Genomic DNA, 14,834 nt, shown 5'->3' with positions numbered 1-14,834 from the left:
GGGCGTATTCGGGCCTTGCGGCGGTGCCGTCTCCGGGTCCCTCGACTGCCACTGTCGCCCAATGAACTTGCAGGACACGGCCTAGCCCTTCATCCAGCGGTACTGCAGGTACACCTCCCACGGACGGGCAGCCCGGTCCAGGAACATGAGGCTGTCCATCCGGCAGTTGCAGGCGTTGCCCTCGCGGGTGTTCTGCGGGTAGCTGCCGCCGATCTTGTACCCGCGCGGGTCGGTCGCCGTCGCCAGGTCGGGTTCCGGTTCGCCTTCGAGCTTCCACGGGTCACCGGCGGCGACGTACTTGCCCGCCAGCGGATTTCCGTCGCGGTACAACGCCATCGTGCCGGTGTCGAAGTCGAACGTGGCCGCGAGGAACACCCATTCGTTCTGCGGCAACAGCTTCTGCCACGGCTCGGCGGCGGCGAACGTCTGCGACTCGCCGCCGTCGATCCTGCGGGCCAGGGCGACCAGCTTCAGTTCGCCGTCGACCTGGATCAGTTCCAGCAACGCCCGCACCGCGTGGCCGTTCGAGTCGCCGGTCAGGACGCCGGCCAGACCGATCGCGCCGTAGAGGTCGTCCGGGTTGGCGGAGTTCGAGTTCGGGGCCGGGTTCTGGCCCGTCATCTTCACCCAGCCCATGATCGACGCCTGACGCGCGCCGTTGAACGCCTTCAGCGTCGGGACGCCGGTGTCGCTGTAGAGACCTGCCTTCCAGTCGTCGTTGCCGGCGGTCGCCGGGTTGATCTGCTTGAGCTGCAGCGAGTTGCGGCTGCGCCGGAACGCTCCGTCGCGCACGCGCATGTCGGCGCCGCCGTTGATCAGCTGCAACGACGTGCCTGAACGGCCGCTGTCCTGCTCCAGCGCCTTGTTGCCGCGTGCCGGGTGTTCGAAGTCGTAGTACGACACCAGGTTGCGCGACAACGTGGGCAGGACCGTGCCGAACGTGGCCTGGGCCGGGGCGGCCAGGCCGACGCTGAACGCCGCGGCCAGGCCGAGAACCAGAAGCCGCTTCACCGGACTCCCCTTCCCTGCACGCGGAGATCGCGGAGCCTGCCGATGTTGTCGAACGAGCCGAAGCCGACGCGGCCCGAGGAGAACGTCTTGTCCACGGCGGTCATCAGCGGATACGGCGAACCGTCCACGTACACTGCGATCTCCCCCGAGTCGGCGCAATGCTTGACCCGCACGCGATGCCACGCCGTGTCGGTGACCGCCGGCGCGGCGCCAACGGAACGCACGGCGTCCCATTGGTGGTCGAGGCGCAGGCGGTCGGCGTTGTTCACGACGAAGATGCCGTTGTGCGGGTAGATCTTGTTGTCCGACGAGAGATGCGCGTAGTAGAACTCGGTGTCGGAGCGGTAGCCGAACACGATGATCACGTCCCGGTTGGACTCGGCGACCGGCGTGTCCAGCCGCACCGAGGCGTCGACCTGCACCGAGCCGAACGCGGGTCCCTTCTGCAGCACCGCGTACTCGAACGGGCGGCGCGGACCCGGCCGGGCGACACCGGGTTCGGCCAGCACGACCTCACGGCCGGGGAACTGCCACAGGCCGGGCGTCACCGGCTGCCACGATCGCGCTGACGTGGCCCCGGAAACGAAGTCGTGGCCCGAGCGGCAGGAGGCGAAGGTGCGCGCACCCGTCACCTTCCAGATCTTGCCGTTCGCCTTGGCCAGCACGTAGAGCTCACCGGCCGCGTCCTGGCCGAACCGCAGGTCGACGCGGTTCGGGTCGTTGACGAGGGCCTTCATCGTCGTCAGCGCGCCGTTGACGTAGACCATCAGCTCGCGCGAGGTGGCCATCGACTTGCCGGCGCGCATCTCGCGTTCGTCGGCGTAGTAGAGCAGGCCCTTCACGCCTTCGCCGTAGATGTACTTGCCGCGCAACGAGGAGATCTTCGAACCGCGGTAGACGAAACCGCCCATCAACGCGTTGCCGCTGTCGGCGCACGGACGTTGGGTGGAGAGGCGGTTGTGGTCGAACGCCGTGACCGGGTAGGTGTAGCCGTACTTGGCGTCGTCGGCGGGCAGCGGGAACACTCCGCACGACGGGTCGCCGCGCCGGTACTCCCAGATGCCCTCGCGTTCGCTCCAGCCCAGGTTGGCGCCCTTGCGCACCTCGTAGACGGAGTCGACGGCCTTCTCCCCGATGTGCCCCAGGTACATCCGATGCGTGCTGGGGTCCCAGCTGAAGCGGTACGGGTCGCGCATGCCGTACGCGTAGATCTCGCCCAGCGCGCCTGCCTTGCGCACGAACGGGTTCGCGCGCGGGATGCCGTACTGGCCGTTCACGCCGTTGTGCCCGGCCGGGTCGATGCGCAGGATCTTGCCCTGGGGCAGCGCCAGGTCCTGCGGCACGGTCGTCGAGACGCCGATGCCGCCGTCCCCGGAGGCGATGTAGAGCAGCTCGTGGTCCTCGTCCCACCAGTGGGCCGTCGGGTTGAAGCCGATCTCCTGGAAGCCGTGGATGAACGACGCGAAGCCGACCCGCAGCAGTTCGCGGTGCGTGCCCGAGAAGATGTCGGCGCGGGGATCGGAGGCCGTCCACTCGGTGACCACGCCGTGCACCTGGGTGTCCGCCGGCGACGGCAGGTCAGGCTTCTTGGTGGTGAGCGCGGAACCGGTTTCGGTGTGCACGGTGTAGAACTTGCCGTTGCGCCTGAAGTCGGGGTGGAACGCGGCGAACCCGAAGCCGCTGCCCAGGCCGCGGTGGGTGTGGAAGTCGGGACCGACCGCCGTGCCCAGGTCGAGGAACGCGTGCTGGACACCCTTGTCCAGCAGGTAGAGCTTGCCGTTCATGTCGGGCACGAACATCCGGCCGGAGCCGTCAGGCACCTCGCCCAGGTAGTTGATCCTGTTGTAGCGCACCAGTCTGGTGTCGGTCGGCGGCGGCACTGGCTGCGACTTCGGCAGCTGCGCGACCTCGGTGAGCTCCAGGCCGACACCGGACGCACCCGGTGTCGGCAACGGGTCGGCGATCGGCGCGTCCGACTGCGCCGACGCGATGGGCACGAACAACGCCGAGAGCACGAATGTTGTGACAGCCAAACGGGACAAGCGTCTGTACATCCCCCACCACCCTGTGGGCCAGGCCGTGCCAGCACGGCAGCGGAAAGCGCTTTCCAATGCAGCGGCACCCGGAATCTACCCAGCTAATAAGGTGGTTACAACCCCTCAGCGACGGCCTGCGGTCACCCACTCGTACTGTCCGCGCACCTCGTCCGCGCTCACGGCGCGGTCCAGGAACATCAGTCCGTCGAGACGGCAGTTGCAGGCGTTGGCCTCGCGGTTGTTCTGCGGGTGACTGCCGCCGATCTTGATTCCACGCGGGTTGGTCGCCGAGGTGACGTCCGGTTCGGGCGCCCCGTTGATCTTCCACGGATCACCCTTGACCGCGTAGCTCCCTTCCACGGCCTTGCCGTCGACGTAGAGGCCGATCGTGCCGTTGTCGAAGTCGAACGTCCCGGCGAGGAACACCCACTTGTTCACCGGCAGCAGCGTCTTCCAGTCGGCCTTGGCCACGAAGAACTGCTTGTCACCGCCGTCGACACGCCTGCCCAGCGCGATCAGCCGCATCGCGCCGTCGTGGTTCTCCGTCTCCAGCAACGCCCGCGCGGCGTGGCCGTCGGAGTCGCCCGAGAGCACGCCCGCTATGCCGATCGCGCCGTAGAGGTCCGAACTTCCGGACGAGTTGGAGTTCCGCGCGGGCGCCTCCCCGGTGATCTTCACCCAGGTCATGATCGACATGCCGCGCGTTTTGCTGAACGCCTTCATAGACGCGACCCCGGACGAGCCGTAGACGCCCGCCTTCCAGTCGTCGTTGGTCTTGTCGTTCGGCCGCACCTGTTTGAGCTGCAGCGACGTCCTGGAGGCCGGGAAAGCACCGTCCTGGACCCGCATGGCCGCGCCGCCGTTGATCAGCGAGATCGGCGTCCGCGCATCGGCACGCCCGATGTCGTCCTCCTTCTTCGCATCAGTGGCGGGATGCTCGAAGTCGTAGTGGTGCACGACCGCGGACGCGATGCCGGGAGACACCTCCGGCGACGCCTCTGCCTGCACGGACGCGGCTTTGCCCGTGATCCGCAGGTCGGCGACGCGGCCGACGTTGTCGAACGAGCCGAACCCGACCCTGCCGGACTTCAGCACGGTGTTCGTCGCCGTCATCAGCGGCTGCGACGAACCGTCCACGTACACCGCGATCGACCCGGTGTCCGCGCAGTGCGAGATGCGGACGCGGTGCCACTTCATGTCCGTCACGGCGGGTGCGGCGCCCACTGAGCCGTTCCACTGGTCGTCGATGCGCACGCGATCCGCGTTGTCCACCAGGAAGATCCCGTTGTGCGGGTAGATCTTGTTGTCCGACGACAGATGGGCGTAGTAGAAGCGCGTGTCGGACTGGTACCCGAACACGATCACGACGTCGCGGTCCTTCTGCGAGACCGGCGTGTCCAGCCGGACCTGCGCGTCCACCGTCACGTTGCCGAACTCGGGGCCCTTGGTGACGACCGCGTACTCGTTGGGACGCTTCGGACCAGGCCGCACCGCACCGGCCTTGGACAGCACGACCTCGTTGCCGGGGAACCGCCAGCGCGACGGCGAGATGGTCTTCCAGTCGCCGGCGCCGGTGACTCCGCTGACCACGTCGTTGCCGGAGTCGCAGGCCTGCTGGGTCTGAACGGTGCCGGTGACCTTCCAGATCTTGCCGTTCGCCTTGGCCAGCACGTAGAGCTCACCGGATGCGTCCGTGCCGAACCGCAGGTCGACGCGGCTCTTGCCGGCCAGTGACTGCATGGTCGTGCGCTTGCCCGCCGAGTCGTACACCGCCAGCTCGAACGTCTTCGCGATCGGCGCGCCGGCCCGCATGTCCTTCTCGTCGGCGTAGTACAGGAGGCCCTTCACGCCCTCGCCGTAGACGTACTTGCCCTGCAACGACGGAATCGCCGTGCCGCGGTAGACGAAACCGCCGATCAACGCGGTGCCGCTGTCCCCGCAGCCACCGCCCGGCCGGTTGTGGTCGAAGCCCGCGACCGGATAGGTGTAGCCGAACTTCGCGTCGTCGGCGGGCAACGGGTAGAGCTGGCACTTGGGGTCGTCGCGGCGGTAGGTCAGGTGACCTTCCCGTTGCCCCCAGCCGAGATTGGCGCCGGGTTTGACCTCGTAGACCGACTCCACGACCTTCTCGCCGATGTGGCCGAGGAGCATCTTGCGCGTGCCACCGGAGTCCCAGCTGAACCGGTACGGGTCGCGCATGCCGATCGCGTACAGCTCGGCCAGCGCGCCCGGCTTGCCCAGGAACGGGTTCGAAGGCGGGATGCCGTACTTCTTGTTGCCGCTGTTGGTTCCCGCCGGGTCGATGCGCAGGATCTTCCCCTGTGGCACCTTCACGTCCTGCGGCACGTCGGAGCGGTAGCCGATGCCGCCGTCGCCGACTGCCAGGTACAGCAGGTTGTCCGGACCGAAGCCGATCTCCTGGAAACCGTGCAGGTACATGGCGAACCCGATGCGCAGAAGCTCCCGGTGCGTACCGGAGAACGTCGTCGCGCGAGGATTGGACGCCGTCCACTCGGTGATCACGCCGTGCACCACCGAGTTCGGCGAGGGCAGGTCGGGCGTGCGGTTCTTCAGCGCGTCCTTGGCCTCGGTGTGCGCGGTGTAGAACTTGCCGTTCGTGGCGAACTGCGGGTGGAACGCGACGAACCCGAACCCGCTGCCGAGTCCCTGGTGGTTGTGGAAGTTCGCGCCGATGGCCGAGCGGACGTCCAGGTACGTCCGCTGCCCGCTGCCGTCGCGGTTCAGCGTGTACATCTTGCCGTTCATGTCCGGTACGAATAACCTGCCGGAGCCGTCCGGAATTTCGCCGAGGTAGTTGATCCGGTTGTACTGCTTGAGCCTGCTGTCCCCGGCGGCGGGCGTGGTCGACGACTGCGGCAGTCTCGCGATCTCCTGCAGTCGCACGCCCACGCCCGACGGCGCCGGTGCGGGGAGCGGGTCCGCGACCGGACCTGCCTGGGCGGCCGCCTGTGGCACCAGGGTGGCCGCCGCGACAGCCAGCGCGGCAACGATTGAGAGCGATCTGAACATCGCGCACCACCTCGTGGAATCAGCTTGGGAAAGCGCTTACCACGCGGCGGCGAGCCAGACTCTACGCGCTCAGTCGTGCCCTGTCACGGCTCCCAGCAGGTCGCGGATGTGCGCCGTCGCCGACGCGAACTCCGGACGGGCCATCGTCGCCGAGTAGTCCCTGTCCCCCGGCAGGTCGACCTCGATGATCTCGTTGACCACCGCGGGACGTCGCGTCAGCACGATCACCCGGTTCGCCAGGTACACCGACTCCGCGATCGAGTGCGTCACGAGCAGCACCGTCGTGCCGGTCTCCCGCCACACCCGGTGCAGTTCGACGTTCATCTGCTCCCGGGTCAACGCGTCCAGCGCGCCGAACGGCTCGTCCATCAGCAACACGCGCGGCTGGTGCAACAACGCACGGCACAACGCCACCCGTTGCTGCATGCCACCGGACAGCTCGTGCGGCAGCGCGTTCTCGAACCCGGACAGCCCGGTCATCTCGATGAGCTCGTCCGCCCGCCTGCCCGCCTCGGCCGAGTTCATCCCGCGCATCTCGGCCTGCAGCAGGATGTTCCTGCGCGCCGACCGCCACTCCAGCAACGCGGCCCGCTGGAACACGAACCCGATGTCGTGCCGCGGCCCGCGCACCTGCTCGCCGAGCAACGTCACCGTGCCCGACGACGGCGTCAGCAGGCCGGACACCAGCTTCAGCAACGTCGACTTGCCGCAGCCGGACGGCCCGACGATGGACACGAACTCGCCGGGCGCGACGTCGAGCGAGACCTGCTGGATCGCGGTCACCTCCGCGCGCTTCGACTGGAAGCGCACGGAGACGTCGTTGATCGACACGGACGAGGCGGTTTCCAAAGTTGTGCTCATCCCTTGGGAGCCACGCTTTCTTCCCAGTAGGCGGACGGCTCGGACGCTTCCTTGATGATGCCGGTCTTCTGGAACGTCTCGATGGTCTTCTTCCAGTCGTCCACGGTGTTGACCCCCGGCGCCTTGCCCTTCGTGGCATCGGTGTGCAGCAGGGTCAGCGTCGTCTTGAACTGCTCCAGCACCACCGTCGGCGACGGCAGCTGCTCGGCGGCGCCCTTCATCGACTCGGCCGCCGCCTCCGGCGCCTTCTCGGACGCCGCCCACGCCTCCTGCGTCGCCGCGACCATCTTCTTCACCAGCTCGGGATCCTTCTGCAGCATGGTCTTCGACGTCAGCAGCCCGTTGCTGAAGTAGTTCAGCCCGAACTCGGAGAACCGCAGGTAACCGATGTCCTTGCCGGACTTCTCCTTGATCGTCGGCCCCTGGTCGGACGCGAACCCGAGCAGCACGTCCGTCCGGTTGGAGATGACCGCGGCCATCTTGCCCGCCGGGTCGATGTTCTGGATCGAGACGTCGGACTCCTGCATGCCGTTCTGCTTCAGGAAGGCCGGGAACGTCTTCGTCAGCGCGTCCCCCGCTGTCGTGGCGACGGACTTGCCCTTCAGGTCCTCGGGCTTCTTGATGTTCTTGTCGGTGAAGAACTGCACGGACGCCGGCGTGGTCTGCAGGAACACCCCGATGCTCTTGGCCGGCACGCCCTGCTCGACGGCCGTGGCGAGCGCGGACGTGTCGGCCCAGCCGAAGTCCGTCTGGCCGGCGCCGGTCGCCGTGACGGTCTTGCCGGACCCCTGGCCCGCCTGGATCTTCAGCTTGATGCCGTGCTTCTCGTAGATGCCCTGCTTGACCCCGTAGTAGAACGGCGCGTGCTCGCCGTACGGGTACCAGTTGAGGGTCAGCGTGACGTCTTTGACCTCACCGCCGGACTCGGACGTCGTACCGCCGCCACCACCGCAGGCGGCAACCACCAGCAACGCGGGAAGAAGACCTGCGAGCAGTTTCTTCATGACCCACCTTTCGCGAGAAGGGTTGTGACGGCGGCGCCGCGCCGGCTGGCGTGCCACGGCAGCATCAGCTTTTCGGCGAGGTCGAGCAGGAGGAAGAGCAGGACACCGACCAGCGAGATGACGATCAGGCCCGCGAACAGCATCGGGGTGTCCATGTTGCCGTTGGCCTGCAGGATCACGTACCCGAGGCCTTCGTTGGAACCGACGAACTCGCCGACCACGGCACCGGTCACGGCGAGCGTGACCGCGACCTTCAGGCCCGCGAACAGGTGCGGCAGCGCGGCCGGAAAGCGGATCTTCACGAACGTCTTGACCGGGCCGCCGCCCATCGTGGCCGCGAGTTCGAGCATCTCGGTGTCGACCGATTTGAGGCCGGTGACCGTGGAGATCACGACGGGGAAGAACGCCATCAGCACGGCCACGATCACCTTGGGCTCGAAGCCGAAGCCGAGCCACACCACGAACAGCGGCGCGATGGCGATCTTCGGGATGACCTGCGCGAACAGCAGGATCGGGTAGGCGGTGCTCTCGACGGTCCTCGAGTAGACCATCGCGACGGCCATGAGCACGCCGAGGACGCCCGCGATGAGGAAGCCGAGGACGGTCTCGTAGGTGGTCACCCAGGTGTGACCCCAGAGGTAGGACCACTTGTCGACCAGCAGGCCGAAGGTCTTGGCCGGTGACGGCACGAGGTAGGCCTCGACCAGGCCGGTGACGGTGACGAGGTGCCAGATCGCGAGGCAGGCGGCGAGCAACGCGACCGGACGCCAGGTCCGCTCCACGACGCCGCGCCAGCGGTCCGCCTGAACCGTGTTCACAAAGCTCCCTCGGGTCGGAAAGCGCTTTCCCGTACGCTATGTCCGACCCACTGACCGGTCAAGGAGGAGCACGGATGAAGCCGCCGCTCTGACGACTGAATCGATTTTCCGGGCTATTGGCGATTAGCTGTAGGTGTTGCCCGCGTGGTCACGGCCCCGCGCGAGGTAGATCCGATGACTGTCCGGCTTCAGGAACTGGACGGTCGTCGGCATGTATCTCATGGTGTAGCCGCAACGGCGCAACGTGCTGCGGTTCGGCGGACTGCCGTGCACCAGCATGGCCGAGTGCACGCTGCACGCCCCGCGCTCCAGTTCGACGTCGACGGCGCGTGACTCGTCCACCGCCGTTTCCTGGTTGAAGAACGAGTCGGCGGTGCCCGTGTGTTCGGCGGCGGCGAGATGACTGCCCGGAATGACGCGCAGGCAGCCGTTCTCGACGGTCGACGGGTCGATCGCCAGCCACACCGTGATCGCGTCGCCCGCGGGTGAGATGCTGTCGCGCCAGAAGTGCGCGTCCTGGTGCCACGGCACGGGTTTGCCGTCGCCCGCCGGCTTGCAGATGAAGTGCGACGAGAACAACGCGATGTCCGGGCCGATCAGCGACTCGACGAGGTCCAGCACGTCCGGGTCCAGCAGCCACTCGAACAGCGCCGGGTCGGTCAGGTGCGGCACGTCCATGTGCTCGGGACGCTGCCCCTCCGGCAGGGCCGCCAGCTTGGCCTCGAAGTGCGCGGCCAGCGCCTCGAACTTCGCCGGAGCCAGCACGCTCGCGTGCGTCTCGTAGCCATCCTTCTCGAACATCGTCACCTCACGAGTAGGCCGGTCTCCTTGTCATAGCGCAGAACGCGTGCGGGCGGGGCGTCCACGGTCACCGTCGCGCCGATGGCGGGCTCGTCGTCCTCGGGCACGACGTAGCCGATCTGCTCCTCACCGCAGTCCAGTGTCACCAGCGACGTCACGCCGAGGTTCTCCACAATGGACACCTCACCGCTGAACAGTCCGGAAGCAGCGGGCGACAGGTACTCCGGCCGCACGCCGACGATCTCCGAGCCGCGCGGCACGAGGTTCATGGGTGTCGACCCGATGAAGTTGGCGACGAACGTGTCCGCGGGCCGTTGGAACACCTCGCGCGGCGTGCCGAGCTGCCGGATCCGGCCCGCGTCCATCACCGCGATCCGGTCGGCCAGCGCCAGTGCCTCGGCCTGGTCGTGCGTGACGAACACCGTCGTCAACGCCAGCTCCCGTTGCAGCTTCTTGAGGAACGTCCGCGCTTCCAGCCGCAGCCGGGCGTCCAGATTGGACAGAGGCTCGTCCAGCAGCAGCACCTCGGCCGACGCGGCGACCGCGCGGGCGAGCGCCGCCCGTTGCTGCTGGCCACCTGAGAGCTGACCGGGACGGCGTTCGAGCAACTCCCCCAGGCTCAGCCCGGCGGCGGTCCGCACGGCCGTCTCCTTCTGCACGGACTTCGCGGCGCCCCGCACCCGCAGCGGGTAGGCGATGTTCTCCGCCACCGTCATGTGCGGGAACAGCGCGTAGTCCTGGAACACCATCGCGACGCGGCGCTCGCCGGGCTGCAACCGGGTGACGTCTCTCGAGCCGATCGCCACGGCCCCGTCGGTGGCGCCTTCCAGGCCCGCGATCGTGCGCAGCAACGTGGTCTTGCCGCACCCGGACGGGCCGAGCAGGGCGAACAGCTCGCCGTCGGCGATCTCGAGGTCCAGCTCGTCCACCGCTCGCACCCCGTTGGGGTACACGGTGGACAGACCCTCGACAGTGATACCCGCCATCAGCTCTTGATGCCTCCGTGGAATCGGAACCCGTACCGCTTGTTCACGAACAGGTACAGCACGACCACCGGGATCGAGTACAGCAGCGAGAACACCGGGATCACCGTCAGGTTGGCGCTGCCACCCTCGTCGTACAGAGTGCGCAGCAGCACCGCCGCCGGCTGCTGGCCGACGTCGCGCAGCAGCAGGAACGGCAGCAGGAAGTTGCCCCAGGCGTTGACGAACGCCCACACGAAGATCGTCGCGACGCCGGGCCGCGCGACCGGCAGCACGACGTGGGCGAGCACCTGCCGGGGCGAGGCGCCGAACACCCGTGCCGACTCCTCGTACGAGCGCGGCACGGCGTCCATGAAGTCCTTGAGGATGAAGATGGCCGCGGGCAGCATGCCGCCCGCGATCACCAGCGCTGTGCCGAACTGCGAGTTGATCAGGCCGAGTTGCAGCATCATCACGAAGATCGGCACCATCGCGGCCGTGCCCGTGACCACTGAGGACAACAGCAACAGCAGGTACAGCAGCAGATCCCGCCCGGGAATCCGCACGCGCGACAACGCGTAGGCCGCCAGCGCCGCGAGCACGGTCGTCACCACGGTCGCGACCACGCACAGCACCAACGAGTTGAGCAACGACGTCAGCGCGTACGGGTGGTCGAAGGTCGCCACGACGTTGCGCAACGTCCAATCTGGCCACCGCAGCCCCAGCCCGGGCTTGGCGTCGAACGGCGCGGACGCCAGCCACAGCATCGGCACCGCGAAGAACGCCAGCACCACCGTGACCAGCACGTAGAAGCCGATCCGCCGCACGATCCACAGAGGACTCATGCCCGCCTCCGCAGCAACCGCAGGTACACCAGTGCGATGACGAGGTTGCCCACCAGCAGCAGCATCGACATCGCGGACGCGTACCCGAGCCGGCCACCCTCCAGCGCCTGCCGGTAGATCAGCACCGGCAGCACCTCGGACTGGTGGTTCGGCCCGCCTGCGGTCAGCAGGAACGGCGTGAAGTCGTTGGCCGTCCACAGGCTGATCAGCAGCGTGTTCGTCAGCACGTGCCCGCGGATGTGCGGGAACACCACGTCCCGCACGGTCTGCCAGCCGGACGCGCCCATCAGCCGCGCGGTCTCCAGCTGCGACGGCGGCACCGCGGCCAGCGCCGAGGTGTAGAGCAGCATCGAGAACGCCGTCCCGCGCCAGATGTTGAAGATGATCAGGCTGGTCATCGGGTACTGCACCAGCCACGCCGTCTGCGGCGAGCCGAGCAGCAGACCCAGCGTGCCCGTGTCGCGGCTCAGCACCGCGAACCACAGGTACGCCACCACCGTGCTCGGCAGGATCCACGAGAGCAACACCAGCCCCTCGACGGTCCACCGCAACCCCGGCCGCACCGTGCGCAGCAGCCACGCCAGCCCGAACCCCAGCACGTTCTGCCCGATCACCGCCGACCCGAGCACGAACAACGCCGTGAGCCACAACGAGTTCGTGAACAACGGGTCCCGCACGGCCTCGACGACGTTGTCCAGGCCAACCACCTGCGGGTTGGCCGCCGCCGGCCCGGTGAGCTGGTAGTTCGTGACGCCGATGTAGAGCGTCCACAGCGCCGGGAAGACCAGGAAGAGCCCGATCAGCACCAGCGCGGGCGTGACGAACCCCAGTGCGCGCCGAACGCCCAGCCCGGAGCTATCCAACGCCGGCCTCTCCGACGGCCTTCACAAGCGCGGCGCGGTAGGCCGCGGCCACCTCGTCCGGACTCTTGCCCGCCACGACGTCCGCCGTCGCCTGCTGCAGCGCCGCCGACACCTTCGGGTAGTCGGCGAGCCCCGGCCGGTACCGGGTGATCGGCAGGACCTTCTCCGCGATGAACGTCAGCATCGGGTCACCCTTGAGCACCTCGTCGTTGACGTCCTGCCGCTGCGTGAGCTGTGCCGTGCCCGCCAGCGACTCCTTCACGGCCTCGGCGGAGTTGAGGAACTGCATGAACTCCCACGCCTGCCTGGGGTACTGGGTGTTCGGGTTGATCACCCGCACACCGCCGCCCGACATGCTGACGAAGTCCTGCCCGCCCACCCCCGCTTTCGCCTGCTTGGCGGGCACCAGCGCCCAGCCGACAGCCGTGTCGCGGTCGGCCATCTTCGCGACGCCGTTCTTCGGTTCGACGACCGAACGCCAGAAGTAGTCGCTCTCCAGCAGGATGCCGATCTTGTTCTCGCTGAACAGCTGGAACGACCGGTCGCGTCCCTTGGCCTCCTGTTGCAGCACGGGATCGCCGAGCCCGCCGCCGTAGACCTTTTGGTACAGCCCCAGAACGTCCTTCAGCTGAGCCGAATCCCCTTGCCACTTCCCGTTCTCGTAGACGGGCTTGCCGGTGCCGACGAGCGCGGGCAGCACGCCCTGCATGGTCGTGGCCTCGCCCATCGCGCTGCCGGCGTTGAGCTGGATCGGCGTCACGCCGGGCAGCGCCTTGAGCTTCGCCCCCGCGTCAAGCACGTCCTGCCACGACTTCGGCTGCCAGTCCGCGGGCAGCCCGGCCTGCGCGAAGAGGTTCTTGTTGAAGAACAGCACGCGTCCGTCCGTGCCCATCGGCACGCCGTACCGCTTGCCGTCGAACTCGCCGAGCCCCTGCACGGCCTTGGGAATCTGGTCCCAGCCGTCCCAGTCGGTGTTGCCGGCGACGTCGGCGAGGGGCTTGATCTGCCCGGCCTGCGCGAACTCGCCGAGCCAGATGCCGTCGATCTCGATGATGTCGCCGCCACCGCCGGTCTTCAGGTCCAGCGCGACCTTGGTCTTGAAGTCCTCATCGCCCGCGCCGTTCTGCTCGAACTTGATCGTCGCGGTGACGCCCTTGGCCTTCTGCTGCTCGGTGAACCTGGGGATGACCCAGTTCTGGATCCAGTTGGCCCCGCGGGCGTTCTTCCCGCCGACCGCCGAGTTGGCGACGATCGTCAGCGTGATCTCCTTGGCGTCGGCGTTGCGCGCCTGATCACCGCTCTGCGTCTGTCCCAGGCAGCCCGCCAGCAGCCCGCACACCGCGACCAGTCCGAACATCTTTGTTCGCCCCATCGGTCCAACATGGCACTGGATCACGGTGGCCACAAGCTCTCAGCACCCTCTCAGTGCGTGGCTGCGAGGCTGGCGCGCGAAGGGGGTAGATCAACAATGCAGCTACTGATGGCGGCCGTCCTGGCGGCGTCGACACTCGTAACGCCGCAGCTCACCGGCCCGTTCGCGGTCGGCACGGTCGACGCTCACCTCACCGATTCCACCCGCGCGGACCCGTGGCAACCGACGAAGAACCGAGAGCTGATGTTGACCGTCAGCTACCCGGCGAGGCGCGGCGGGCAGCAGGCGCCGTGGCTCGGCGCTACCCTCGCGACCGCGCTGGACCCGATCATCTCCAGCCCGGCCTACCTCGGCATCCCCGCCGGAACCGTCGACTGGTCAGGCACCAGGCGACAGGCTCGCGACGCCCGGCCGCTGCCGGGCAAGTGGCCGGTCGTGCTGTTCTCGCCAGGACTGCAGTCGCCGCGCGAGTTCTACGCCGGAGCAGCGGACGACCTGGCCAGCCGCGGATACGTCGTGGTCACGGTGTCGCACACGCACGAGACGGTGGCCGTGGAGTTCCCCGGCGATCGCATCGAGTGGGGCCTGATGCAGGACGCGAGTCAGGCGACGATGAAGAAGGCCATCGACGCGCGGATCGCCGACATGCGGTTCGTGCTGAACGAGCTTCCGAAACTGCACAACGGGGCGGACGTCACGAGGGTCGGCGTCGCCGGGCACTCGTACGGCGGCTACACGGCGGCCGAGACGATGGCGAACGACAGCAGGTTCGACGCGGGCATAAACATCGACGGCGCCATGGAGCACACCGGCGACGACGGCCCCTACGCGCCGGGCAAGGCGGTCACCCAGGGGCTCGACCGGCCGTTCCTGCTGTTCGGCGGGGACCTGGGCGAGCGCGAGCTGACCCACGTCGACACAAGTCTGACCAGGACGTGGGCCGACTTCTGGCCGCACCAGCGCGGGTGGAAGCGGGACGTGCACCTGGACGACGGCGCGCATCTCGGGTTCAGCGACATTCAGTGGTCGGTGCCGCAGATCGATACTGTGCCAACGGAACGCCGCGAGAGTCTCATTGGGACGATCGACCCCACAGCCTCGCTGAAGGCCCAGCACGACTACGTGGCCGCGTTCTTCGACCTCCACCTCAAGCACCGGGGCACCAGGCTGTTCGAACGGGCACGGCACGAAGGGATCCGTTTGGTGCCCTGATCGGCGGTATGGTCCCGGG

12 protein-coding genes are annotated in these 14,834 nt (G+C 67.9%); 1 reads left to right on the top strand and 11 read right to left on the bottom strand.

Annotated features, from left to right (window positions below; translation table 11 throughout):
* Positions 1-81: 81 nt before the first annotated feature.
* From ACH413_RS19210 to ACH413_RS19160, 11 genes are all read right to left on the bottom strand, one after another.
* On the bottom strand, positions 82-1,011 hold the full coding sequence (locus tag ACH413_RS19210; RefSeq protein ID WP_360034291.1) for a hypothetical protein: 930 nt from the start codon (positions 1,009-1,011) through the stop codon (positions 82-84).
* Positions 1,008-3,044 (bottom strand): PQQ-dependent sugar dehydrogenase, encoded by a 2,037-nt coding sequence (locus ACH413_RS19205; RefSeq protein WP_360034294.1) that lies wholly within the window; start codon positions 3,042-3,044, stop codon positions 1,008-1,010. The genes ACH413_RS19210 and ACH413_RS19205 overlap by 4 nt, the downstream gene beginning before the upstream one ends.
* 126 nt (positions 3,045-3,170) lie before the next feature.
* The gene (locus tag ACH413_RS19200) at positions 3,171-6,077 is read right to left on the bottom strand and encodes a PQQ-dependent sugar dehydrogenase (protein WP_360034297.1); all 2,907 of its coding nucleotides are present in this window, start codon (positions 6,075-6,077) and stop codon (positions 3,171-3,173) included.
* 69 nt (positions 6,078-6,146) lie between these two features.
* On the bottom strand, positions 6,147-6,938 hold the full coding sequence (locus tag ACH413_RS19195) for an ABC transporter ATP-binding protein (RefSeq protein WP_360034300.1): 792 nt from the start codon (positions 6,936-6,938) through the stop codon (positions 6,147-6,149).
* On the bottom strand, positions 6,935-7,942 hold the full coding sequence (locus tag ACH413_RS19190) for an ABC transporter substrate-binding protein (RefSeq protein ID WP_360034303.1): 1,008 nt from the start codon (positions 7,940-7,942) through the stop codon (positions 6,935-6,937). Before ACH413_RS19190 ends, ACH413_RS19195 begins: the two co-directional genes overlap by 4 nt.
* Positions 7,939-8,760: an ABC transporter permease gene (locus tag ACH413_RS19185; RefSeq protein ID WP_360034306.1), complete on the bottom strand. Its 822-nt coding sequence runs from the start codon at positions 8,758-8,760 to the stop codon at positions 7,939-7,941. Before ACH413_RS19185 ends, ACH413_RS19190 begins: the two co-directional genes overlap by 4 nt.
* 123 nt (positions 8,761-8,883) lie before the next feature.
* A complete protein-coding gene (locus ACH413_RS19180; RefSeq protein ID WP_360034309.1) occupies positions 8,884-9,561 on the bottom strand; it encodes a phytanoyl-CoA dioxygenase family protein in 678 nt (225 codons plus the stop codon).
* 2 nt (positions 9,562-9,563) lie between these two features.
* Positions 9,564-10,547, bottom strand: coding sequence for an ABC transporter ATP-binding protein (locus ACH413_RS19175; protein WP_360034312.1), 984 nt, complete (start codon positions 10,545-10,547; stop codon positions 9,564-9,566).
* On the bottom strand, positions 10,547-11,368 hold the full coding sequence (locus ACH413_RS19170; RefSeq protein WP_360034315.1) for a carbohydrate ABC transporter permease: 822 nt from the start codon (positions 11,366-11,368) through the stop codon (positions 10,547-10,549). Before ACH413_RS19170 ends, ACH413_RS19175 begins: the two co-directional genes overlap by 1 nt.
* Positions 11,365-12,231, bottom strand: coding sequence for a sugar ABC transporter permease (locus ACH413_RS19165; RefSeq protein WP_360034318.1), 867 nt, complete (start codon positions 12,229-12,231; stop codon positions 11,365-11,367). The genes ACH413_RS19170 and ACH413_RS19165 overlap by 4 nt, the downstream gene beginning before the upstream one ends.
* A complete protein-coding gene (locus tag ACH413_RS19160; protein WP_360034320.1) occupies positions 12,224-13,603 on the bottom strand; it encodes an extracellular solute-binding protein in 1,380 nt (459 codons plus the stop codon). The genes ACH413_RS19165 and ACH413_RS19160 overlap by 8 nt, the downstream gene beginning before the upstream one ends.
* A 108-nt stretch (positions 13,604-13,711) precedes the next feature.
* On the opposite strand from ACH413_RS19160, the gene ACH413_RS19155 reads away from it, so the two are divergent.
* Positions 13,712-14,815: a prolyl oligopeptidase family serine peptidase gene (locus ACH413_RS19155; RefSeq protein WP_360034322.1), complete on the top strand. Its 1,104-nt coding sequence runs from the start codon at positions 13,712-13,714 to the stop codon at positions 14,813-14,815.
* The last annotated feature ends 19 nt before the right edge of the window (positions 14,816-14,834 follow it).

The organism is Lentzea sp. NPDC020367 (assembly GCF_044387305.1).
GTDB lineage: Bacteria > Actinomycetota > Actinomycetes > Mycobacteriales > Pseudonocardiaceae > Lentzea.
This window is presented reverse-complemented; position numbering and strand designations above follow the sequence as displayed.

Bases quoted from the DNA above. Each gene is read 5' to 3' on its own strand.
- ACH413_RS19180 (WP_360034309.1), bottom strand. From the start codon at position 9,561: ATGTTCGAGAAGGATGGCTACGAGACGCACGCGAGCGTGCTGGCTCCG.
- ACH413_RS19160 (WP_360034320.1), bottom strand. From the start codon at position 13,603: ATGGGGCGAACAAAGATGTTCGGACTGGTCGCGGTGTGCGGGCTGCTG.
- ACH413_RS19195 (WP_360034300.1), bottom strand. From the start codon at position 6,938: ATGAGCACAACTTTGGAAACCGCCTCGTCCGTGTCGATCAACGACGTC.
- ACH413_RS19175 (WP_360034312.1), bottom strand. From the start codon at position 10,547: ATGGCGGGTATCACTGTCGAGGGTCTGTCCACCGTGTACCCCAACGGG.
- ACH413_RS19170 (WP_360034315.1), bottom strand. From the start codon at position 11,368: ATGAGTCCTCTGTGGATCGTGCGGCGGATCGGCTTCTACGTGCTGGTC.
- ACH413_RS19190 (WP_360034303.1), bottom strand. From the start codon at position 7,942: ATGAAGAAACTGCTCGCAGGTCTTCTTCCCGCGTTGCTGGTGGTTGCC.
- ACH413_RS19200 (WP_360034297.1), bottom strand. From the start codon at position 6,077: ATGTTCAGATCGCTCTCAATCGTTGCCGCGCTGGCTGTCGCGGCGGCC.
- ACH413_RS19155 (WP_360034322.1), top strand. From the start codon at position 13,712: ATGGCGGCCGTCCTGGCGGCGTCGACACTCGTAACGCCGCAGCTCACC.